The 23,451-nt window shown below is 56.6% G+C and carries 21 protein-coding genes and 1 tRNA gene; 5 read left to right on the plus strand and 17 right to left on the minus strand.

Annotated elements, in window-relative coordinates; translation table 11 throughout:
- Positions 1-27 precede the first annotated feature (27 nt).
- Positions 28-2,595: a CHASE2 domain-containing protein gene (locus ACTRWH_RS14315; RefSeq protein WP_434050502.1), complete on the plus strand. Its 2,568-nt coding sequence runs from the start codon at positions 28-30 to the stop codon at positions 2,593-2,595.
- Positions 2,596-2,641: 46 nt separating this feature from the next.
- Here the strand turns inward: ACTRWH_RS14315 and ACTRWH_RS14320 are convergent, their stop codons facing one another.
- The 17 genes from ACTRWH_RS14320 to rpsB form a co-directional block, all read right to left on the minus strand.
- Positions 2,642-3,103 carry a fibronectin type III domain-containing protein gene (locus tag ACTRWH_RS14320; RefSeq protein WP_227517763.1) on the minus strand — a complete coding sequence of 154 codons (462 nt, stop codon included), beginning with the start codon at positions 3,101-3,103 and terminating at the stop codon, positions 2,642-2,644.
- A gap of 331 nt (positions 3,104-3,434) precedes the next feature.
- Positions 3,435-3,511 (minus strand) — tRNA-Met (locus tag ACTRWH_RS14325).
- Between the two features lie 70 nt (positions 3,512-3,581).
- Positions 3,582-4,259 (minus strand): ribonuclease HII, encoded by a 678-nt coding sequence (gene rnhB / locus ACTRWH_RS14330; RefSeq protein WP_228210841.1) that lies wholly within the window; start codon positions 4,257-4,259, stop codon positions 3,582-3,584.
- Positions 4,256-5,440 carry a lipid-A-disaccharide synthase gene (gene lpxB, locus ACTRWH_RS14335; RefSeq protein WP_136634123.1) on the minus strand — a complete coding sequence of 395 codons (1,185 nt, stop codon included), beginning with the start codon at positions 5,438-5,440 and terminating at the stop codon, positions 4,256-4,258. Before lpxB ends, rnhB begins: the two co-directional genes overlap by 4 nt.
- A 19-nt stretch (positions 5,441-5,459) precedes the next feature.
- On the minus strand, positions 5,460-6,251 hold the full coding sequence (gene lpxA / locus ACTRWH_RS14340) for an acyl-ACP--UDP-N-acetylglucosamine O-acyltransferase (protein ID WP_036206145.1): 792 nt from the start codon (positions 6,249-6,251) through the stop codon (positions 5,460-5,462).
- Positions 6,251-6,688 carry a 3-hydroxyacyl-ACP dehydratase FabZ gene (gene fabZ / locus ACTRWH_RS14345; protein WP_036206143.1) on the minus strand — a complete coding sequence of 146 codons (438 nt, stop codon included), beginning with the start codon at positions 6,686-6,688 and terminating at the stop codon, positions 6,251-6,253. Before fabZ ends, lpxA begins: the two co-directional genes overlap by 1 nt.
- Positions 6,689-6,699: 11 nt before the next feature.
- Entirely contained in the window at positions 6,700-7,725 is a 1,026-nt protein-coding gene (gene lpxD / locus ACTRWH_RS14350) for a UDP-3-O-(3-hydroxymyristoyl)glucosamine N-acyltransferase (protein WP_036206901.1), read from the minus strand.
- A gap of 50 nt (positions 7,726-7,775) precedes the next feature.
- Positions 7,776-8,273: an OmpH/Skp family outer membrane protein gene (locus ACTRWH_RS14355; protein ID WP_041335153.1), complete on the minus strand. Its 498-nt coding sequence runs from the start codon at positions 8,271-8,273 to the stop codon at positions 7,776-7,778.
- Positions 8,274-8,324: 51 nt separating this feature from the next.
- Complete coding sequence (bamA, locus tag ACTRWH_RS14360) at positions 8,325-10,643, minus strand: outer membrane protein assembly factor BamA (protein WP_036206138.1); 2,319 nt, start codon at positions 10,641-10,643, stop codon at positions 8,325-8,327.
- 43 nt (positions 10,644-10,686) lie between these two features.
- Positions 10,687-12,036 (minus strand): RIP metalloprotease RseP, encoded by a 1,350-nt coding sequence (gene rseP, locus ACTRWH_RS14365; protein WP_041335150.1) that lies wholly within the window; start codon positions 12,034-12,036, stop codon positions 10,687-10,689.
- Between the two features lie 49 nt (positions 12,037-12,085).
- The gene (gene ispC, locus ACTRWH_RS14370; RefSeq protein ID WP_174447637.1) at positions 12,086-13,279 is read right to left on the minus strand and encodes a 1-deoxy-D-xylulose-5-phosphate reductoisomerase; all 1,194 of its coding nucleotides are present in this window, start codon (positions 13,277-13,279) and stop codon (positions 12,086-12,088) included.
- On the minus strand, positions 13,273-14,112 hold the full coding sequence (locus tag ACTRWH_RS14375) for a phosphatidate cytidylyltransferase (protein WP_075194517.1): 840 nt from the start codon (positions 14,110-14,112) through the stop codon (positions 13,273-13,275). The genes ispC and ACTRWH_RS14375 overlap by 7 nt, the downstream gene beginning before the upstream one ends.
- A 22-nt stretch (positions 14,113-14,134) precedes the next feature.
- Entirely contained in the window at positions 14,135-14,905 is a 771-nt protein-coding gene (gene uppS, locus ACTRWH_RS14380; protein ID WP_036206128.1) for a polyprenyl diphosphate synthase, read from the minus strand.
- A 75-nt stretch (positions 14,906-14,980) separates the two neighbouring features.
- The gene (gene frr, locus ACTRWH_RS14385) at positions 14,981-15,538 is read right to left on the minus strand and encodes a ribosome recycling factor (protein ID WP_040474182.1); all 558 of its coding nucleotides are present in this window, start codon (positions 15,536-15,538) and stop codon (positions 14,981-14,983) included.
- Between the two features lie 42 nt (positions 15,539-15,580).
- On the minus strand, positions 15,581-16,309 hold the full coding sequence (pyrH, locus tag ACTRWH_RS14390; protein ID WP_007151790.1) for a UMP kinase: 729 nt from the start codon (positions 16,307-16,309) through the stop codon (positions 15,581-15,583).
- 186 nt (positions 16,310-16,495) lie between these two features.
- On the minus strand, positions 16,496-17,365 hold the full coding sequence (gene tsf / locus ACTRWH_RS14395; RefSeq protein WP_036206125.1) for a translation elongation factor Ts: 870 nt from the start codon (positions 17,363-17,365) through the stop codon (positions 16,496-16,498).
- 90 nt (positions 17,366-17,455) lie between these two features.
- Positions 17,456-18,208 carry a 30S ribosomal protein S2 gene (gene rpsB, locus ACTRWH_RS14400; protein WP_036206122.1) on the minus strand — a complete coding sequence of 251 codons (753 nt, stop codon included), beginning with the start codon at positions 18,206-18,208 and terminating at the stop codon, positions 17,456-17,458.
- 285 nt (positions 18,209-18,493) lie between these two features.
- Here rpsB and map point away from each other — a divergent pair, with 285 nt between their 5' ends.
- The 4 genes from map to ACTRWH_RS14420 are packed head-to-tail and all read left to right on the plus strand — an operon-like array spanning position 18,494 to position 23,450.
- Complete coding sequence (gene map / locus ACTRWH_RS14405; protein WP_041335145.1) at positions 18,494-19,264, plus strand: type I methionyl aminopeptidase; 771 nt, start codon at positions 18,494-18,496, stop codon at positions 19,262-19,264.
- A complete protein-coding gene (locus ACTRWH_RS14410) occupies positions 19,265-21,910 on the plus strand; it encodes a [protein-PII] uridylyltransferase (RefSeq protein WP_036206116.1) in 2,646 nt (881 codons plus the stop codon). It begins immediately after the preceding gene.
- The gene (gene dapC, locus ACTRWH_RS14415; RefSeq protein WP_462826530.1) at positions 21,907-23,109 is read left to right on the plus strand and encodes a succinyldiaminopimelate transaminase; all 1,203 of its coding nucleotides are present in this window, start codon (positions 21,907-21,909) and stop codon (positions 23,107-23,109) included. Before ACTRWH_RS14410 ends, dapC begins: the two co-directional genes overlap by 4 nt.
- On the plus strand, positions 23,106-23,450 hold the full coding sequence (locus tag ACTRWH_RS14420; protein ID WP_085681322.1) for an ArsC family reductase: 345 nt from the start codon (positions 23,106-23,108) through the stop codon (positions 23,448-23,450). The genes dapC and ACTRWH_RS14420 overlap by 4 nt, the downstream gene beginning before the upstream one ends.
- Position 23,451 lies beyond the last annotated feature (1 nt).

The following is a 23,451-nucleotide window of genomic DNA, read 5'->3' on the forward strand; positions in this document are numbered from 1 at the left end:
ATTTCCTGATACCCGACAGCAGGCCCCATGACCCGGAACTGGTTTCCCATTAAAACAACACCTTGGACGCTGGGCCTGCCACTACTGACATTTTTGCTACTGTTCCAGACGACCTCTGCTCCGGAGCGCCTGGACTTCTGGCTTTACGACACCCTTATCACCGCAACACCCGCGGAACCGGCCGATGACGTCGTTGTTATCGCCATTGACGAACTGAGCATGGATCACCTGGGGCGCTGGCCCTGGCCGCGGACAACCCATGCACAGCTCATTGAGAAACTCCATCAGGCCGGCGCCAAAACGATTGTCTTCGACATCCTGTTCCCCGAACCATCGCCGGCAGACCAGGCAATGGCCAACGCCATGCAGAAACACGGCAACGTCATCCTGCCGCTTCATCTGTCACCGCCCTCCCGGCACTACCTGATCAGCGAACAACTTCCCGCCCCTGCGTTGGCGTCCGCAGCTGCAACGCTTGGGCACGCCCACGTGGAGCTTGACGAAGACGGCTTGGCGCGAGGACTTTATCTGTTCAATGGCCTGGGCGATCAGCTATGGCCCAGCCTGGCACTGGCGGCCTCTGATACACCGTCACCGGGCCCGGAAATATCCAGTGTGCCGCCCTACACAAACGTCAGACAGCACTACCGCGCCATTCCAATGGCTGGTGGTGCCGGGACGCTGCCTTCCCACTCCTATACCAAGGTGCTTGATGGGCAATTCGCAAAGGATGCTTTCAAAGGGCAAACCGTGTTTGTGGGTGCAACCGCACCGGGTTTTGGCGACATCCTGCCCACCCCGTTTTCGGGCCTCAATCAGCCCATGTCCGGCGTTGAGTTCCACGCCAACAGTTATTCCGCATTGGTGAAAGACGAACTGATATCACGGGTATCGAAGCCTATTGCGATTGGTCTCGCCGTTTTTATCATCGCTCTATTGTCGTTCACCCTACCCCGCATGCGACCGGCACGTAGCATTTTGTTCTGTTTGACGAGCCTCGGCTTATTGGCTCTTCTGCATGCGCTACTGTTGGTCGGAGCCAAGCTCTGGCTACCGATCTCCCACGCCATCGTGATTCCCCTGCTGGCGCTGCCCGTATCCAGCGCACTACGGCTGGCCATGACCAACAGCTTCCTCAACCGGCAGCTTGACGAGCTTGCCCGCGGGCCCACCATGACCCTCGAAGAGCCGTCACTGAGGCACCCACCGCAACTGCTCAGCCATTTCCAGGCCCTGCTTCAACCAGAGGGCTGGCTGTTAGCTGAAGGTGATGGCGTGATGACATCTTCTGGTCTGGCCGCCGATGATATCCCGCCGCTGGACACCCCGGGCCAATGGCATCACATTGATGGCCAAAGCTGGGTCAGCCTGATACGCAATGGCGTAACCTACAAAATCGGGCTCAAGCTGCCCAACGACCTGAGCCGGGAGGCCATCCAGCGCTACCTCCGCCGTTTGCCGCTGTCCAGCACCCAGGAGCCGGTGCGTAAAACGGGGCCAAGGGAAAACATCTCCGCTCGAATCGAGCGAGTACGCGTAGCGACCGAGCGCATGAGTCAGATGCAGAGGTTTATCAGGCGCAGCTTCGAACGCATGCCGGACGGCATTATCGTAACCGACGAGTTAGGCGTTATCCGCTTTGCCAACGGCCACATTGAAGAATGGTTTCGTGAACCCATGCCAAGCCTCAGTGGCCTACCCCTGGCCAGACTTCTGGAGGGACACGACCCACGAGACAATCCGCCCTGGCATGAAACCGTCTCGGAAACCCTCACGCTGGCTCAGAGCCGCACAGTGGACCTACGGATTCGCGATAAGGATTTCCTGATTCACTTCGCGCCGTTTTCACTGCCTGACAGCGATCAGAACGGCATTATCGCCAACATATCGGATATCTCGGAACTCAGGGAACAACAGCGCCAGCACCGGGAGGCCATCGACTTCATTTCTCACGATGTTCGCTCGCCCCTGGTTTCACAACTTGCACTGATCGAACAGCTCAAGCGGAATCGTGGCCATATCGAGCCGGAACAGCTCGACCAATTGGGTCGGCTAGCGAAGCGCAGTTATCATCTTGCTGAAGAATTCGTGCAGCTTGCCAGGGCCGAACAGTTAACCGAAACCCGCTTTTACGAATGCGAGTTTTTAGCCATTGTTGAGAACGCCCGCGACAGCGTCAGCGAGCAGGCTGCCGAGAAAGGCATTCAGCTGTTACTTCAGGGAACAGAGGATTTATGGCTGAAAGGAAATGCGGAACTGCTTGAACGTGCCGTGATCAACCTTCTGACCAACGCGGTGCAGTACAGCCCATCCGGATCGATCGTCAACATTCAGGTTTTTCAGGCCGGCCACCAGGCGTGCCTGACTGTAAGCGACGAGGGGGAAGGCATTGCTCCGGAAGAAATCCCCTATCTGTTTGATCGCTATCAGCGCCAGAAAAGCAGCGAGCTGTCTGGCAATCATGGCACCGGGCTCGGGCTGTCGTTCGTGAACGTTGTGGTCGAAAAGCATCGCGGTGAAATAACCCTTCGCTCCCGACCCGGGGAAGGGTCGGCCTTTACCCTCAAACTGCCGATTGCGCATCCATTGGGGTAACAGCAAGGCCGAGCATACACTTCATGTCAGAGATCCGTTGTCTGAACTAGATGGTTTTGCTGACCGGCGCCGATGGCGCGCTCATCAGGCCATCAACATCTTCCACCTGAATCGTGAAGTACCAGGTGCCCGCCGACAAGTTCTCAACGTCATAGCTCATCGTTTCCAAGCCTCCGACATTGTCGACTTGAACTTGTTTGTCGAGGTTATTCCTATCCGTTCCGTACCTGATAACGTAGCGCTCCAAATCGTACGGACTTAGATCATCGCCGTTTTCACGATCGGTGGGCGCATTCCAGCTGAGCGACGCCGAGCGGTCAACCACTCCCTCGCCACCACCGCTCGGTGGTGGATTGCCCTCGGAACCACCTGAGCCAACCCCCGTGCTATCGCCTGTACCTGCAGTGCTCTCTGAGCTACCAGAAGAACCGCCCCCACAGCCTGTGAGGACCAATCCTAAAAACAACGCGGCAATCCATGCCTGTGACACTTTGATGACGCGTTTCATATGTATTTCACACCAATAAATTGCCGAATTTGTTAAATTGTATAAAACGTGGGCAAGTATCGATGTGAATGGTGTCATTTCCCAAGTTACGATTTTGTCAATTTTTCGACAGATAACCGTAATGAAACAACTGAGGATACTGATTAACCGGGCAATTTTTTGCCCGAAAGGCGATAAATGGCGGTTATTTTTGGTACGAAAGTATTAGATTTAAGGAAAGCCGACTGGATAGGAGTTGCAAAAGGGTCGAAAAATATGCAGGGCGGAACTAAATCCTGAAGTAGACCGAACAGGCACAAAAAAAGCCGGTCAAAGACCGGCTTTTTATAAGTGGTAGCGGGGGCAGGATTCGAACCTACGACCTTCGGGTTATGAGCCCGACGAGCTACCAGACTGCTCCACCCCGCATCAAACTGGTTGTTTACCGGGGTTCCCCCCGATCAACGTGCGCGTATACTAAGGATTCGACCGGAGCCTGTCAATCGATATTTTCAAACAAGTCGCCAGGATATTGCAGTTCCTGATCCGCGTCGCGGCTGTACAAACCCACGGCATCAATCGCTTCCTGAACCGGGCGGAATGAGCGACGATGGTGAGCGGTTGCACCCAATCTACCAAGCGCTTCGAGGTGTACGGGCGTCGGATAACCCTTGTGGCCTGCAAAGCCGTACTCAGGGAATTCCTCATGGAGCACAGCCATCTCCCTGTCACGAGTCACCTTGGCGACAATGGACGCCGCACTGATGGCCTCCACCCGGCTGTCGCCCTTCACCACTGGCTCAGAGGTCCAACGCCATTTGGGGCAGCGGTTACCGTCCACCAGTACATATTCCGGCTCGACATGCAGGCCCGCCACGGCACGCTCCATAGCCACCATCGTTGCCTGGAAGATGTTCAGCCTGTCAATCTCATCGGCCTCACAGCGCCCCAGGCTCCAGGATACTGCACGCTCAATGATCTGCTCGTAAAGAGCCTCACGGCGCTTGTCCGTCAGCTTTTTCGAATCTGCCAGGCCCGGTATTGGCTTTTCCGGGTTCAGGATAACCGCGGCCGTCACCACAGCCCCAACCAACGGCCCGCGTCCCACTTCGTCCACACCGGCCAATAGTCGCCCCTGATATTGGCACTCAAACGGCGGTAAGGGGCGCTTACTCATACTGTTCCGCCTTCTATCAATGCGGAGATGGCTGCAGCAGACTGCTCGTCAGCCCCCTGTCGCAACTGTTCATGCAATTGTGAAAAAGCGGCTGTCAACCGGGCGCGTTCGGATTCATTTTCAAGGCGCTCAAGCACGGCTTCTCCGAGAGACTCGGGCGAAGCATCATCCTGCAATAGTTCCGGAACCAGTTGTTCCTTGGCCAGCAGGTTTGGCAAGGCCACATAAGGCACCTTGACCAGCCTTGAGACCAATGCATAGCTGACACGACTCAACCGGTAACCCACCACCATGGGCTTCTTCAGCAACATGGCTTCCAGAGTGGCGGTTCCGGACGCAAGCAATACCACGTCGGACGATGCCATCACCTCTCTCGAACGGCCTCGCACAATGGTCACCGCCAGTTTCACGTCCAGGGCGTCTACCAGTGCCCGAACCTGCTTTTCCCGATCCCGGTTTACGCAAGGAATCACCAGTTGCAAATCCGGACGCCTGCCCTGGATCCAACGGGCGGCCTCCAGAAAAAGAGTACCCAGGCGCTCCACTTCCCCGCCCCGGCTCCCCGGAAGAATGGCCAGCACCGGCGCATCTTCCAGAAGCCCCAGGGACTGACGGGCACCAGCTGTATCAGGCATCATTGGAATGCGGTCCGCCAGGGGGTGCCCTACAAAGGCCACGGGCACGCCGTGCTCTTCGTAGAAACGGGCCTCAAACGGGAACAGGGTAAGCATAAGGTTGACAGATTTGGCGATCGTGAAGATCCGCTTTTGCCGCCAGGCCCAGACGGACGGGCTAACATAATGGGCGGTCGGAATACCGGCATCACGACACCTGCGCTCAATACCCAGGGTAAAGTCCGGGGAGTCGATACCAATGACGACGTCCGGCGGTGTCGCCAGCAGGTAGTTCATCAGCCGTGCGCGAATATCGAACAGCTCCCGTATTCGCCCGAGCACTTCGACGAGCCCCATCACTGACAGCCGTTCCATAGGAACGAGAGAGTGGAAGCCTTCCGCGATCATTTCATCGCCACCAATGCCGACAAACCGCGCGTTCGGATACCTGAGCCGCAGGGAACGGATCAGACCGGCGCCGAGGATATCTCCTGACGCCTCTCCGGCCACGATGGCGAAAGTCACTTTGCGGGTGCTGGCTACAGAGTTTTCGTGATGGTCCGTCACCGGGGCATTCACTCCCTGGTTAGCGGATGATGCCGCGGTGTGCACCACGAAGGGAATCGATCAGGGGCGTCACTTCGGGAATATCGGAGTAGGCTTTTTCGAGCTCTTCAACGGCTTGTTCCGTAGTCAGGCCCTGACGATAGATAACCTTGTAAGCACGACGGAGTGCCAACAACACCTCCTTGCTGAAACCACGGCGGCGCAAGCCTTCCACGTTCATGCCAAACGGCTGTGCAGATTGCCCGCTTGCCATGATGTACGCAGGGATGTCTTTCAGCACAATACTTCCACCAGCACTCATGCTGTGGGTTCCAATGTGACAGAACTGATGAACCATGGTGCCGCCACCCAGTATCGCGAAGTCACCAACGGACACATGGCCGGCCAATGTCGCACAATTGGCCAGGATGGTGTTATTGCCAATAATGCAGTCATGCGCCACATGCACGTAGGCCATGAGCAGATTGCCATTGCCGATACAGGTTTCACCACGATCCTGAACCGTGCCCCGATGAATGGTGCAGTTCTCACGGATGATATTGTCATCACCAATAACCAGCGTGGTTGGCTCACCCGCGTATTTTTTGTCCTGGCATTCTTCCCCGACACTGGAAAACTGAAATATGCGGTTATTGCGGCCGATTCTCGTTGGGCCCTTGATGACCACGTGGGACATCACTTCAGTCCCCTCTCCGATCTCAACGTTCGGGCCGATGTAGCTCCATGGGCCAACCGTTACGTTGTCGGCAAGCTTGGCAGAGGGGTCCACAATCGCCTGAGGATGGACTCCCGACCATTCTTTTGTCGCCATCAAACTTCTCTCTCAGCGGTCAATATTTCTGCCACACAGACGACTTCATCATCAACCAGTGCGCGGCACTCGAATTTATAGATTCCACGCTTTCCGGAAATAACCTGTGACTCCATGCACAGCCTGTCCCCCGGCACCACGGGGCGCTTGAAACGCGCTTTACTGGAACCAGCCAGGTATTGTACCACGCCGTCTGAGGGTTTCCGGCCAACCGTCACAAAGCCGAGAATACCTGAAAGCTGCGCCATGGCTTCGATGATCAGCACGCCCGGCATAATGGGGTTATTGGGAAAGTGGCCGGTAAAAAAAGGCTCATTAAGGGAGATATTCTTATAGCCCTTGATGAATTGTCCTTTTTCCAGCTCTGTTACCCGATCAACCAGCAAAAACGGGTAGCGATGGGGCAGGTATTCCATGATCTCGTCGATATACATCATCAGTAGCGGCCTCAGCCTTCCATTTTCTTTTCCAGTTCTTTAAGCCGACGCGCCAAGGCATCAAGCTGACGGAAACGCACAGCATTTTTACGCCATTGCCGGTTGCTGTCGGCGCTGGTTCCAGACGAATACACGCCGGGCTCCCGAATGTCACCAGAAACCAGCGTCATGCCGGTCAGGTGGACCTGATCCGCAATCGTAAGGTGCCCTGCCACACCCGATTGGCCGCCAAAAACACAGTGGCTGCCAATACGTGTGCTACCCGCGATACCCACCATCGCCGCCATGGCACTGTGATCACCAATACTGACGTTGTGCGCAATCTGAATCAGGTTATCGAGCTTCACGCCATCGCCAATGATCGTGTCGTCCAAGGCTCCCCGATCAATTGTGGTGTTCGCACCCACTTCAACATCGTCCCCCAGAATGACCCGGCCAAGCTGGGCTATTCGATGCCAGGCTCCTTTCTCATTAGCAAACCCGAAACCGTCGGAACCGATGACCGCACCACTGAGGATATGGCAACGCTTCCCCATAACGATATCGTGGGCCAGGGTTACCCGTGGACGCAGTATAGTCTGCTCGCCAATCTGACACCGGGCTCCAATAACACAGCCGGCGCCCACGACAACGTTTTCGCCCACGACAGCCTCAGCCTCAATAACAGCCTGAGGGCCGATGCAGGCCGTATCCGAGACCCTCGCGGAAGACGCCACAACGGCCGACGGGTGAATACCAGGCTCTGGAACCGGCGCCGGGTCAAACCAATGGCTCAGGCGAGCATAGCCGAGGTAGGGGTTATCCAGTAACAGGACGTTGGTAGGACACTGGTCCGCAGTCGATTGCGAGAGTATAACCGCTGAAGCGCTGGTCTCCGTCAGGTAGCGACCGTACGACGGGTTGGCCAGGAAGGCTATCTGGCCCGGAGAAGCCGCCTGAAGCGTCGCAAGCCCGTTGATTTCCGTATCGGGATTGCCCTTGAGCTCCGCGCCAAGCTCAGAAGCAATGTCGCCCAGCCGGTACGAACGCTTTGTCATTGTCAGCTCCACAAGGTTTATCCGGGCGGGCCATTATCCGGCCCTCCGTATCAGCGGTCCAGTTTCTCTAGCAACTCTTCTGTCAGATTCATTTCAGGCTTGACATACACCACCGCCTCGCTGGGCAGGATCATATCCAGATTATTCTCTTCCAGGAGCTCCTTAACCGCTGCGTCTACCTCCGGGCGGGCTTCTTCGAGGAACTGTTGCTTGCGATTGGCCACAGTGGAGTCCAGGCGCTGCTTGAGGAAATTGAATTCCTTAACTTTCTCCTGGAACTCAGCAGCCATCTGTTGGCGCTCGGACTCATTCATCATGGCACCGTCTTTCTCAAGCCGTTCCTTGAGCTTGCGGGCGGCCTCCTGGGCTTCACGAACCTTGGCTTCCTCTCCAGCGAAATCTTTCTGCAGTGTCTCGCTGAACGCGCGCGCATCGCTGGACGAGAACAAGGCCTGGCGAAGGTCAACCACACCTATTCTGGTTTCGGCAGCAGCCGGGAATGCGATCAGCAGCATTGACAGAATTGCTGCAACGGAATATCGGAACATGTTGTTTCTCCTGTTTATCATTGTCTTTCGCACCCCCTCCGGCCCTGACGATCAGAAGGTCTGGCCGAGGGAGAACTGGAACACCTGAGTGTCATCACCGCTCTTGTCGTTCAAAGGTTTGGCAAGACTGAACGCCAGCGGTCCTACTGCCGTGATCCACTGGAATCCTACACCGGCCGACAGGCGAATTTCATCCAGGGCCGGATCAAAATTCCTATCGGCATCAAAAACCTGCCCCGCATCCACGAAGAACGCGGTTCTCATGGAACGGGTATCCCCAGCAAACGGTGTGGGGAAAATCAGTTCCAGGCTGCCTTCCGTCAACAAGCTACCACCGAAGGGGTCCGGATCGGAGAAGTCGTTCGGCGCATTGGTAGCAAGCGGGCCGAGAGAGTTTGCCTCATATCCGCGCACCGAACCATAGCCACCGGCGTAGAAGTGCTCGTAGAACGGCATCACGCTTCGGCCGTTGTAACCGTCCCCGTAACCAATCTCCGAACGCGCCCTGAATACCCAGGTCTGATTATCGTTCAGTGGCTGGTAGAACTCGGTTTTCTGATTCAGCTTATAGAATGTCAGGTCGCTGCCGGGCACCGCTACATCAGCGGATAACGACAGGCTATAGCCGTCCGTTGGAAGAACACCCCTATTTAGTGTGCTGCGCCGCCACGAACCGAACAGGAAATAATTGTTGAAATCGTTGCCTTCTTCATCAATGAAGGTTTTGACCTCTTCTGAGGTGAATGCACCCTCCTTCACCTTGGACAACGTATAACCAAGCCCGAAATTAAGGCGGGTAATGTTGTCCGTAGGATAACCGAAGGTGAGGCGGCCGCCGTACTCATCCAGCAGGTAAGAGGAAATATCCTGTTCTTCAAAGTCGGTTTCACGGGCAAACACGCTGAAACCACGGCTGACGCCATCCACGGTGTAGTATGGGTCCTGGTAGGAAAAATTGGCACTCTTGATGGAGTCACTGACGTTGACGCCAAAGGAGACACGCTTGCCGCTGCCAAAGAAGTTGTTCTCGGACACGTTAGCGCCCAGGATTACCCCGGAGGCCTGCGAGAAGCCGACAGACGCCGACAGACTGCCGGTTGCCTGTTCCGCCACGGAATAGTTAACGTCCACCAAATCATCCGTACCGGGCACAGGAACCGTCTCCACATCGACGGTTTCGAAGAAGCCAAGCCGCTCCAGCTTTGTTTTCGAGAATTCGATCCGGTCGGTGGAGGCGACGCCACCTTCCATCTGGGTCATTTCCTGGCGCAACACATCGTCCCGGGTGGAGACGTTGCCATCAAAATTGATGCGCCGGACATACGCCCGCTTACCAGGCTCCACGAAGAAGGTTACTGACGCTGTATTGTCATCGGCAGGTTCCGGCACCGCATTCACGTTTGCAAACGCATAACCTTCGCGGCCAAGACGACGGGAAAGCGCTTCCGAAATCGCCGTCATCCGGGAACGAGAGAACACGTCGCCCTCTTCAATGGGAATGAGCTCCCGCAGCTCTTCCTCAGGTACGATCAGCTCGCCGCGCAGGTTGACGTCTGACACCGTGTATTGAGGCCCCTCGTTCAACGAGATGGCAATAAAAACCTGTTTCTTGTCGGGAGAAATCGAGACCTGGCTGGACTCAACCGTAAAGTCGATGTAGCCGCGGTCAAGGTAGAAGGACCGCAGTGACTCCAGGTCGCCGCTCAGGCGCTCCCGGGCATACTTGTCAGCACTGGTGATGGAATTCCACCAACTGGTGGTCTGGAGCTCAAACAGATCCAGCAGCCGCTCGTCGTCAAACGCGTCGTTACCCACAATATTGATGTGCTGGATAGCCGCAACCGTACCTTCGTTAATGTCCAGCTTGATGGCAACGCGATTGCGGGGAAGGTCCTCGGCGGTGGCTTTCACCCGCGCGTTGTAACGACCCTGACTGATGTAGGACCGGAGAATCTCAAGCTCCAGTCGCTCAAGGGTCGCCCTGCGAAATACCTGCCCCTCCTGGAGACCCGCTCCGGATAGCGCATCCATCAGCATGGGGGTTTCGATGTTCTTGTTGCCTTCAATGTCTATGGACGTGATTGAAGGTCGCTCCTGAACCGTAAGGATCAGCACACCACCATCACGGCTGGCTTTGATATCGGTAAACAGGCCGGTGCGAAACAGGTCTTTGATCGCATCGGACAGCTCCACCTCATCGACCGGCTCCCCGATCGAAACGGGAAATGCGGAAAATACCGTCCCTGCGGATACCCGCTGAAGGCCTTCTACCTCGATATCGGATACGGTGAATTCATCAGCCAGTGCCGGTTTTATGGTTGAGGTGGCGACTACCAAGCCTACAGCTATACCCAGAAGAGAACGTCTCATTCAATAATTTCGCCTGTTGATGCGCGTAAGGAGTTCGCAATTCTCACAACCGCATCAGGTCGTTGTAAAGTGCGAACACCATTAATGTAAGGATCATTGCCATTCCAATACGCAGTCCGAACGCCTGGGCCTGCTCTGATAGAGGCTTCCGGCGGATGGCTTCAATGGTGTAATAGACAATATGCCCGCCATCAAGAACCGGTATTGGCAGAAGGTTCAGCACCCCAAGACTGACACTGAGGTAGGCAAGAAAACGAATAAAGTCTTCGAAACCGGAACTTACACTGGCTTCCGCTATCCTGGCAATGGTAATCGGGCCACTAAGGTTAGTGGGAGAAAGCAATCCGGTCACCATTTTTTTGATCGCGACCAGGGTCAATCGAGTGTCACCCCAGGTTTCAGAGACCGCGTTGGGAATCGCTGCCAGGGGACCATAACTGACATCCCTGAGTACGTGATCAGGCCAGGTCACCTCGCTGACACCCGCACCCACAAAACCGGTAACACTGCCATCGTCTGCCGTTCTTTCCGCGGGCGTCACACGGATTTGTTCCATGCGGCCATCGCGTTCGACCGTTAGCTCCAGGGGCTTTTCGGGCGCCTCGCGTATGAACGCCACCAGTTCGAACCAGTCCGCTACTGGCTTGCCGTCCACCTCAACCACTCGGTCGCCGGATTTCAACCCGCCGGCCTCAGCCCGACCACCCGGTGATATCTCCCCCAGCACTGCCGGTACGTCGGGCCGCCAGGGCGTCACACCAAACTCATTCAACGGGTTCGGCGTGTCCTCACTTAGACTCCAGCCATCCAGAGCTCCCCGCAGAGTCCCGCGGTTACCGTTCTGCGAGACATCGATGGTTACCTCACCAAACTCACCCGTGCGCTCAAGCAAGCGCATGTTCACGTCGCGCCAGGATGTCACACGACGGCCGTCGACCTGGTGGATTTCCATGCCGCTGGTGAGCCCGACCCGTTCCGCGACACTCCCCTGACTGACGTCGCCTACAATGGGCGCAACCGTGGTGAAACCAACCACGCTGAGCAGCCAGTAGGCAGCAATGGCAAACAGGAAATTCGCTATGGGCCCAGCGGCAGCAATAGCGATACGTTTCGATGGGGGCTTGGCATTGAACGCCTGATCCTTGAGCTCTTCGGGCACCGGCCCTTCCCGCTCATCCAGCATTTTCACGTAGCCACCGAGAGGGATCGCCGCAACCGCAAACTCGGTGCCCTGCCGGTCGTACCACGAAAACAGAGGCTTCCCGAAACCAACAGAAAACCGCAAAACCTTGACACCGCAGCGGCGAGCCACCCAAAAGTGACCAGCTTCATGGAGCGTCACCAGAATGCCCAGCGTGAGTATCAACGCCAATACGGTTTCAACGATCTGCATAATGCTCTCTGTTGGTGATGATAGAACCGCCTCTCAGGACTCGCATGGTTCAGACAGCCAGCGCCTGTATCTGTTCCCGTGCGACAGCCCTGCCCTCGGCATCCTTCGCGAAGATGGTATCGAAACTGTCTGCCGGTACAACCTCGGTGGCTGCCAACGTACGCTCTATGATAAGGGGGATATCCGCAAAACACAGGTTACCGGAAAGAAAGGCCGACACAGCCTCTTCGTTCGCAGCATTCATTACCGCTGGTGCCGTTCCACCCTCGTGGAACGCCTCCGCTGCTAACCTCAGGCACGGAAAGCGCTCCAGGTCCGGGCGCTCAAAGTGAAACTGCCCGATGCGAAACAGATCCAGCGGAGCAACACCGGCTTCAATTCTCTCGGGCCACGCGAGACCGTTAGCAATGGGTGTGCGCATGTCGGGACTACCAAGCTGCGCCAGAACGGACCCATCGGCGTACTCAACCATCGAATGAATGATGCTCTCCGGGTGGACATGCACTTCAATCATTTCCGGCGTGGTATTGAACAGCCAGCATGCTTCTATCAGCTCCAGCCCCTTGTTCATCAAGGTCGCGGAATCGACTGAGATCTTCTGCCCCATCGACCAGTTGGGGTGATTGCAGGCCTCGGCAGGCAGCACATTGCGCAGGGATTCGGCCGAGTGAGTACGAAACGGCCCACCGGAGGCAGTAAGCAGAATGCGAGTAATACCCGCACCACGGGTATCCCGGATCTTGTCCGGCGGCATACATTGGAAGATGGCGTTATGTTCGCTGTCGATCGGCAGAACGTCTGCACCCGACGCCAGAACGGCATCCATAAACAGCTTGCCCGACATAACCAGTGCTTCCTTGTTGGCAAGCAAAACGCGCTTACCCGCCCTCACTGCAGCAAGCGTAGGCGGTAATCCCACGGCTCCAACGATCGCCGCCATAACCGTATCGGAATCATCATCGCCCGCAACCTGGCATAACGCTTCCGAGCCGCCGAGAACCAGGACGGCAGGCAAATCACTTAACGCACGGGACAACGCTTCAGCCGCATTTTCATCGGCCATGACCGCATACCTCGGACGAAACTCATGGCAGAGTTCCACCATGCTGTCGACACTGGTACTGGCGGTTAGCGCTGAAACCGAAAACCGGTCCGGGTGGCGACGAATCACATCGAGTGTACTCAGGCCAATGGAGCCCGTCGCACCAAGTATCGAAACACGACGTTTCACAATAGTCACCATTGCCCCGTCGTCAACCAACCCATCAGCGTGATGATCAGGGCGAACACCGGGATGGCAGCCGTCAGGCTGTCGATTCTGTCCATGATACCGCCATGGCCCGGCAATAGCTGACTGCTATCCTTAATACCCCTGAAACGTTTCAGCATGCTTTCCAGCAGATCGCCAAGCACGGAAACGGCACCGGTAATCAGGCTGGCAACAACCAGAAGCAGCAACTGCATGGTGGTGGCTGAGGCCAGCACACTGATCACAATTGCGAAGATCGCGACCGCCACCAGACCACCCCAGACACCCGCCCAGGATTTTCCCGGACTGACCCTGGGTGCAAGCTTCGCTTTGCCAAACGCACGGCCGGCAAAATAGGCGCCGATATCCGCGACCCAGACCACGCAGAAAACATAAAGAATCAGTAGGAGGTTATTGGCACTGTCGCCGAACTGAAAGCCGCCAGTGCGAAGATGGTTAAGCCCTACCCACGCGGGAACCAGCACCAACAGGCCCATCAGGGCACGGGCAGGCACGCCGCCCCAGCGCTCTGAACCGCCGGGGTAGTTTCTTACCAGCAGGAAACTCAGTACCCACCAGAACAATGCCAGCCAAAGCACCGCAACTGCCGGAACGTTCAGCAGTCCGTACAGCACCGCCGCGACCACAAGGGCATATACAACACGGGCCGCGGGCGCAGTCAGGCCGGACATGTTGGCCCACTCCCAGGCACCAACGGTAATAATGGCCCCGGTAAACAGGGCGAACCCCAGGGGCGGCAGGAAGAAAATTCCGCCAATCGCGATGGGGGCCAGGATAAGCGCGGTAATAATACGGGTTTTAAGCACGATATCGTTCGCTATCTTGTCGTTATTGTTCTGACGAAACGCTGGCTATCTGGTCGTCTGTCTGACCAAAACGGCGTTTCCGACCCGCATATGCCTGCAACGCCTGCCCCATTTCCTGCGCCTGGAAATCGGGCCAGTAAACGGGAGAAAAATACAGTTCGGTATAGGCCAGGTGCCAGAGCATGAAGTTGCTGATGCGTTGCTCGCCAGCCGTACGAATCATCAGGTCCGGCATGGGCAAGTCACCAATAGACAGATGTTGCTGAATAAGGTCATCGGTGATGTCGGAGGGCGCCAGCTCTCCAGAACGGACCTTCTCAGCCACTTTACGACTGGCTTGGGTGATATCCCAATGCCCGCCATAATTAGCGGCGATAACCAGCGTCATCCGGGTATTGTCGCGAGTAAGCGCCTCGGCGCGCTCCATATGTTCCTGCAGGTTTGTACTAAACGCGGAGCGATCGCCGATAATGCGCAGGCAGATGTCGTTGCGGTGCAACTTTTTGACTTCCCGCTCCAACGCAAACAGGAACAGGCGCATCAGGGCCGACACTTCATCCTCGGGACGGCGCCAGTTCTCGCTGGAAAACGCAAACAGGGTAAGTACCTCCACCCCTTCCCGGGCACAGGTTTCAACCACTGATCTCACTGCTTTCACGCCGGCCTTGTGGCCGGCGACACCTTTCAGTCGCCGGGCTTTGGCCCAGCGATTGTTACCATCCATGATAATGGCCACATGCCGGGGCCGGCTACCAGCCGAAACCGGAATCTCTGCGGATACACTTTCCGTCATGCAATCCCCTGTTCAGCCGATACCGGACAACTGCAATGGCACCGGCTGATCATTGTGCTGAATTGGACCGGCTGATCAGACAGCCATCAGGTCCTCTTCCTTGGCCTTGAGCTGCTTCTCGATCTCAGCGATATAACGGTCAGTCAACTTCTGGATTTCTTCCTCACCGTAACGCTCTTCGTCTTCGTTGATGTCTTTTTCCTTCAGCAGCTCTTTCAGCGTGCTGTTGGCATCACGACGCGCGTTGCGGACGGAAACCTTGCCGTGCTCCGCATCAGCCCTGGCCTGCTTGACCATTTCCTTACGGGTTTCCTCGGTCAGCATCGGCATGGGAATTCGAATAACCTCACCGTTGTTGGACGGGTTCAGACCCAGATCCGACATCATGATCGCTTTTTCGATCTTCGGTAACAGCGGCTTCTCCCAGGGCGACACAGCCAACGTACGGTTATCCTCAACGTTCACGCTCGCCACCTGCTTGAGCGGTGTCTCCTGGCCGTAGTAATCCACGGTTACGCTGTCCAGGATGGACGGATGTGCTCGCCCGGTACGGATCTTGTTGAAAGCCCAGCTCAGGGATTCAAGGCTTTTCTTCATCTTCTTTTCAGCATCAGCTTTAATATCGTCAATCACTGCAGCGTCCTCGGATTCGTTGTACAAAATGTCTCAATCAGATTATTCAATCAGTGTGCCTTCCGACTCTCCGGTCACGATACGGGTCAACGCGCCAGAGCGGTTCATGTCGAAGACCCGGAGAGGCATGCCATGATCTCGCGCAAGGCATATAGCGGTCAGATCCATCACGCCCAGCTTTTTGTCCAGCACTTCGTCATAGGTGAGACGATCGTATTTTTCCGCAGTCGGATCCTTGTAGGGATCGGCGGAATAAACGCCATCAACCTTGGTTGCCTTCAGCACGGCATCCGCTTCAATTTCGATCCCCCGCAAACAAGCGGCTGAGTCGGTCGTAAAGAACGGGTTACCGGTGCCTGCACAGAAAATCACCACATCGCCGTCTTTCAGGTCGCGTACCGCCCGGCGGCGATCATAATGCTCAACAATACCACTCATAGGGATGGCGGACATAACCCGGGTACGGATATTGGATCGCTCCAGGGCGTCACGCATGGCCAGTCCATTCATGACCGTTGCCAGCATGCCCATATGGTCGCCGGTCACCCTGTCCATGCCAGCGGCGTTCAACGCCGCACCGCGAAACAGATTGCCGCCGCCAACGACCAGGCCTACCTGAACACCAATGCCAATGAGCGAACCAATATCCAATGCCATCCGATCAAGCACTTTTGGATCAATGCCAAAATCGTGCTCGCCCATCAAGGCTTCACCACTGAGTTTGAGCAGGACGCGTTTGTATCTGGGCTGGGTATTGGACGACTTCGGCATGAGGATCCCCTTCTATGTGTCTGGCTTGGTGCCTGGCAGGACAAGCTTCTCAGGCTTGTATCTGACATACTCCTCAATAAAAAGGGGTATCTCAGATACAAGCCCGCCACGAGAACCGGAAAATTCCGGCTAACGTGGCAGACTTGGAAGGTGCCCCGGACATCGCCCTGGCACCTGTCAGAAGGATCAGGACTTGCCGGTACCTGCCGCCGCAGCGACCTCTGCCGCAAAATCCACTTCTTCCTTCTCGATACCTTCACCGACTTCCAGGCGAACAAAGCTAACCAGCTCACCGCCGTTGTCCTTAATCAGCTGACCCACGCTTTGGTCAGGATTCTTGACGAACGGCTGCTCGACCAGGCTGTTCTCCGCCAGGAATTTCTTGATCCGGCCACCCATCATCTTTTCGACGATTTCAGCAGGCTTGCCTTCCATATCAGGCTGGGCCTTGATGACCGCTTTTTCTTTCTCAAGCTCGTCGGCCGGCATGTCTTCCGGCTTGCCAACCCGCGGGTTAACAGCGGCAACGTGCATGGCAACGTCCCGAGCAACTTCAGCGCTGCCTGCGGTGAGGGCCACAACAGACGCAATCTTGTTGGTGCTGTGAACGTAAGCACCCACAACCGGGCCTTCCACCCGTACGATACGACGAACGGTGATGTTCTCGCCGATCTTCTGAACCAGCGCTTCACGCTTGGCTTCCAGATCGCCTTCCATCAGTTCGGCAACGTCTGTTCTGCTGTTCTCAAACGCAACATTCAGAACGTCGTTGGCGAAATTCATGAAGTTGTCATCACGAGCAACAAAATCAGTCTCGGAGTTCACTTCCAGGATGTAAGCGACAGTGTTGTCGTCAGACACCTTGATCAGGGAAACACCTTCAGCAGCGGTACGACCCGCCTTCTTGGCAGCCTTCAGGCCGGAAGACTTACGCAGCTCTTCAATTGCGGCATCAACGCTTCCGCCAGCTTCCACCAATGCCTTTTTGCATTCCATCATGCCAAGGCCGGTGCGCTCACGAAGCTCTTTGACCATTGCAGCAGTAATTGCAGCCATGTTCATTCCTCTTAACTGTTCCGAATTCTGGACCGGTGTGCCCGGAGGTAAACCACGGGCACACCCTACAACCTGTTCGCGAAGGAACTATTACTCCGCAGCGGGAGCAGCACCTTCCGCGTCTTCGCTGACTTCTACAAACTCGTCAGCGCCGGCACCGGCAGACTGGGCCGCTTCGATGCAGGTTTCAGCAACGGCCTGCACGTAAATCTGGATCGCGCGGATGGCATCGTCGTTGCCCGGAATCACGTAATCAACGCCGTCAGGGTCGCTGTTGGTATCAACAACGCCGATCACAGGAATGCCCAGCTTGTTGGCTTCCTTGATGGCGATACGCTCGTGGTCAACATCGATCACGAACATGGCGTCCGGCAGGCCACCCATGTCCTTGATACCGCCGATGGAACGCTCAAGACGGTCCATTTCGCGGGTACGATCCAGAGCTTCTTTCTTGGTCAGCTTGTCGAACGTACCGTCCTGGCTCTGTGCTTCCAGGTCGCGATAGCGACGGATTGACTGGCGAATGGTCTTGTAGTTGGTCAGCATGCCGCCCAACCAGCGATGGTTCACGTATGGCTGACTGGAGCGCAGTGCTTCTTCCTTGATGATCTTGGCCGCCGCACGCTTGGTGCCAACGAACAGGATCTTGTTCTTGTTGCCCGCGAGGTTATGAACGAAGTTCAACGCATCGTTCATGGCAGGAACAGTCTGCTCAAGGTTGATGATATGAATCTTGTTGCGAGCGCCGAAGATGAACTTCGACATTTTCGGGTTCCAGTAACGAGTCTGGTGACCGAAGTGGGCGCCTGCTTTCAGCAGGTCACGCATATTTACCTGAGCCATGATATTTACCTTTTTAGCTTCGGGTTAGTCCTCCACACGTCCGATTGCCCCAACCTGGCTCCGTCGCCTTTATATAGAGACAACATGAGCAGGCACCCTGGGACAACGTGCCGACGTGTGTGCGAATTTGCCGGATTTGTTTCCAGCGGGCGCGTTTATACCATAAATCGCCCGCCGGATTCCATTAATTTGTGTCCCGGAAAGCACGGCAAAACCGCCTCTTCCTTGTACCGGGCAACACTCCCCCTTAAAATGCGTGTTTGATCCAAATCAACGGGAACCCCAATGCAGGTATCGATCAAGACTCCGGAAGAAATCGAGAAGATGCGTGTCGCTGGCCGCCTGGCGGCCGAAGTTCTTGAGATGATTGGCGAACACGTCAAACCGGGCGTAACAACCGAGAAGCTCGACAGTATTTGCCACGCTTATATGGTGGACGAGCAAAAGACCATTCCGGCGCCGCTGAACTACAAGGGTTTCCCGAAATCGGTATGCACCTCAGTGAATCATGTGGTCTGCCACGGCATCCCGAACGAGAAAAAGGTGCTGAAGGACGGTGACATCGTCAATATCGACGTCACGGTAATCAAAGACGGATGGCACGGTGATACCAGCAAGATGTTCATCGTCGGCAAGCCCAAGCCCGGCAGCGAACGCCTGATCCAGATCACCCAGGAGTGTCTGTATAAAGGTATTGAACTGGTGAAGCCTGGCGCCCGGCTGGGCGACATTGGTCATGTGATCCAGCAGCATGCTGAGAAGCATCGCTATTCTGTGGTCCGGGACTATTGCGGCCACGGCATTGGAAAGGTGTTTCACGAAGACCCTCAGGTGATGCACTACGGCAAGCCCGGCACCGGGATGGAACTGCAGGAAGGCATGACCTTTACCATCGAACCGATGATTAACCAGGGAAAGTACCACACCAAGCTGCTGCCGGATGGCTGGACCGTGGTGACCAAGGATCATAAGCTCTCCGCGCAATGGGAGCACACTATCCTGGTGACATCGGACGGCTACGAAGTACTGACCAAGCGCACGGAAGAGTCATTCTAGGTGGACCTCAGCGAACTGGAATCCAGGATAAGCAACGACATCTCACCTGTTGTAGCAGCCCGGGAGCTGTTGAAGGAACGCTACAACGCAGACGCAGAAGCGTTCCGGCAGGGAGCTGATGTTCGCGCACTGGTCCATTCCCGGTCCGGAACCCTGGATACCGTTCTTGCCCTGATCTGGAACCGCTACGCCTTTGCCGCCTCTGCCGATATCTCTCTCGTTGCAGTCGGCGGCTATGGCCGGGGAGAGCTTCACCCTCACTCCGATATTGATCTGTTGATCCTCACCCGGAGCGGTATAGAAGAGAACTGGCAGGAAGACCTTGGCGCCTTCATAACACTCCTGTGGGACCTGAAGCTGGATATTGGCCACAGCGTCCGCAGCATTCAGGAAAGCATGGATGCCGCCAGAGAAGACGTCACGATTCTCACCAACCTGTTGGAAACCCGCACCATCGCCGGCCCGGATGACTTACGCGACGAACTCAGTCATCAGGTTTATTCAGACGCCATCAGCTCTGACCGCGATTACTTCATCGCCAAACGGGAAGAGCAAAAGCAGCGCCACGCGAAATACGGGGACACGGAGTACAACCTTGAGCCCAATGTAAAAGGCTCTCCAGGCGCGCTGCGGGATATACAGACCATCGGCTGGATTACCAAGCGACACTTCGGCCTGCAGAATATCGCGGATCTGACACGCTTCAGCATCCTGACCGAAGAAGAGCACCGGATACTATTGCAGGGCGAAACCTTCCTGTGGCGACTTCGCTTCGGCCTGCAGCTGATTGCCGACCGCAACGAGAATCGCCTCCTGTTTGACCATCAACGGGCACTCGCCCAGATGTTGGGTTACAAGGATGAGGGCAAGCGGCTGGGCGTCGAGTTGATGATGCAGTCCTACTACCGCACCGTGCTGGCCCTGGCGGAGCTGACCGACGTTATTCTTCAGTACTACGACGAGGCCATCCTCGGCGCCGGAAGTGACGACGACATCCTGCCCCTGAACAAGCGCTTCCAGATTCGCAACTACTACATTGAAGCCGTCAACAATCAGGTCTTCGCCTACGCGCCCTATGCCATCATGGAAATATTCGTTCTGATGGCGCAGCATCCGGAGATCAAGGGCATCCGCGCCACCACCATCCGCTCACTGCGGGCGCACCGCCACCTGATTGACGACGCTTTCCGCTCGGATCTGGCCGTTACATCCCTGTTCATGGAACTGCTGCGGACGCCCCACGCCCTCGACCAGACCCTGTCGGCTATGAAGAAATACAACGTGCTGGGCCGCTACCTCCCCGAATTTGGCCAGATCATCGGCCAGATGCAGCACGACCTGTTCCATATCTACACCGTGGACGCCCACACCATGCGGGTGATCCGCAACATGGTGCGGCTGGACAGCGCCGACGCCCGCAATGAATACCCGTTGGCATCCCGACTGATTCACAGGCTACCAAAACTCGAAACCCTGTATATTGCGGGCCTTTATCATGATGTGGCCAAAGGCCGGGGTGGCGATCACTCAGAGCTGGGCGCAATTGATGTCGAGAGCTTCTGCGAACGCCATCACCTCAGCGAGCGGGACACCCAACTGGCCTCCTGGCTGGTGGAAAATCATTTGCTGATGTCGATGACCGCCCAGCGCAAGGACATCTCCGACCCGGACATCATTCACGGCTTTGCCCGCGCCGTGCCCAGCCAGGTGCACCTGGACTACCTTTACGTGCTGACGGTGTGCGATATCAGCGCCACCAACCCAAAGCTTTGGAACACCTGGCGCGCCTCGCTGTTGCGCCAGCTTTACATCGAGACCAAGCGGGCACTCAGACGCGGCTCGGAAACGCCGGTAGACCGCCAGGAATGGGTGCGCGCCACTCAGTCCGAGGCACGGGAGATTCTCCACGCCCAGAACATGACGGACGAACAGATCGACGGAATCTGGGAAACCCTGGACGAAGACTACTTCCTGCAGGATTCCACGGTAGACATTGCCTGGCAGACCGCTGCCATCATCCGCCATGGCGATGATCCCGACCCGCTGGTGCTGATTCGTGACACCCGGGGCGGCCCTACTGACGGCTACTCCCAGATCATCATTTATATGAGTGACCGTATTGACCTGTTCGCGGCCACCACGGCGGTGCTGGAACAACTCAACCTCAACATCGTCGATGCTCGCATCAGCTCAAGCGAAGGCCCTTTCTCCATCAGTTCCTACATTGTGTTGGACGAAAAAGGCAAACCCCTGGGCATTGACCCGGCCCGCAAGGACCGGGTTCGCATGCGCCTGATTGAGGAACTGGATGACCCGGAAGATTACCCTGACATCATCCACCGCCGCACTCCCAGACAGCTGAAGCACTTTGCCTTCCCCACGGAAGTGACCTTCTCCAATGACACCATCAACCAGCGCACGGTGATGGAAGTGATCACACCGGACCGCCCGGGGTTGCTGGCCCGCGTTGGACAGGTATTGTTGGAGCATCGCGTGCGGCTAACCAACGCCAAGATTGCGACGCTGGGTGAACGGGTGGAAGACGTATTCTTTGTAACCGACGAGCACGGCGAGCAGATCAGCGACCCCGCAGTCTGCCAGGCCCTGCAGCAGGATCTTTGCCAAATGCTGGATGACACCCAATGAACCCCGACCTGGACAGGCTACACCCCTACCCGTTCGAGAAATTGACCAAACTCAAGTCCGGCATCAGCGTTCCCAAGGACCTGACGTCGATTTCCCTGGGCATTGGTGAGCCCAAGCATCCGTCTCCGGAATTCGTCAAACAGGTGATCTCGGATAATCTGGACAAACTCGCCAATTACCCTACAACGAAAGGCACCGACGAACTGCGTCAGGCCATCGCGCGCTGGGCCACCCGCCGCTTTGAACTGACACCCGGATCACTGACGCCTGAGCACCATATCGTTCCGGTGAATGGCACTCGCGAAGGCATCTTCTCGCTGGTGCAATCGGTGGTGGAATCCAGCCAGAGCGCCACCGTGGTCAGCCCCAACCCGTTTTACCAGGTCTACGAAGGCGCTGCGTTCCTCGCCGGCGCAACGCCCCATTACCTTGCCTGCGACGCAGACAGCCATTTTATACCGGACTTTGACAAGGTTCCGAAATCCGTATGGAAAGACTGCCAGGTGCTGTTCCTGTGCTCACCGGGCAACCCCAGCGGTTCTGTGATTCCCCGGGAGACATTGGCGCGGGTCATCGAACTGGCGGACGAGCATGACTTCATCGTCGCGTCCGATGAATGCTATTCCGAGCTCTACCCGGACGAACGTCAGCCGCCGGAAGGATTACTGCAAACCTGTGCCGCTATTGGCCGCAACGATTTCGCCCGCTGCGTCGTGTTCCACAGCCTGTCGAAGCGGAGCAACTTGCCGGGCCTGCGGTCCGGTTTCGTGGCCGGCGATGCCGATATCCTCAAAGGCTATCTCAAATACCGCACCTACCATGGCTGCGCCATGCCCATACACAACCAGCTGGCGAGCATTGCCGCCTGGAGCGATGAAGACCACGTGCGGGAGAACCGGGCGGCCTACCGCGCCAAGTTTGAGGCGGTGGCACCCATCCTTCGGGAAGTGATGAACGTGGACTTTCCCGATGCCGGGTTCTACCTATGGCCGGAAACCCCGATGGACGACGAAACGTTCGCGCGGGAACTGTCGGCCCAGCAGAATGTGCACGTGCTCCCCGGGCGCTACCTCTCTCGCACTGCCGATGGCCATAATCCTGGCGAAAACCGGGTAAGAATGGCCCTGGTGGCGCCGGTTGAAGAATGCGTGGAAGCGGCCAAACGCATTGTGACTTTTGTAAAGGCAAACAGGACATGAAACTCTACGGCATCCGAAATTGCGACACCGTCAAGAAAGCCCGGAAATGGCTGGACGACGCCGGCATCGACTACGAATTCCACGACTTCAAGAAGGACGGGCTGGACACTGCCCGGCTCAGCCAATGGGAGCAGGCGGCCGGCTGGGAGGTGTTACTGAACCGTCGCGGCACCACGTGGCGCAAACTTCCGGACGAGGTTCGTGATAATATTAGCGCCCAATCCGCCCACGACCTGATGCTCGACAATCCGTCCATCATCAAGCGGCCCGTGGTTGAGCACGGCGACACGGTCAGCGTCGGCTTTAGTGCCGATGAGTGGGCCGAACGATTCAAACACTGAG

This window comes from Marinobacter sp. G5_S1_61_S3, from assembly GCF_054968585.1.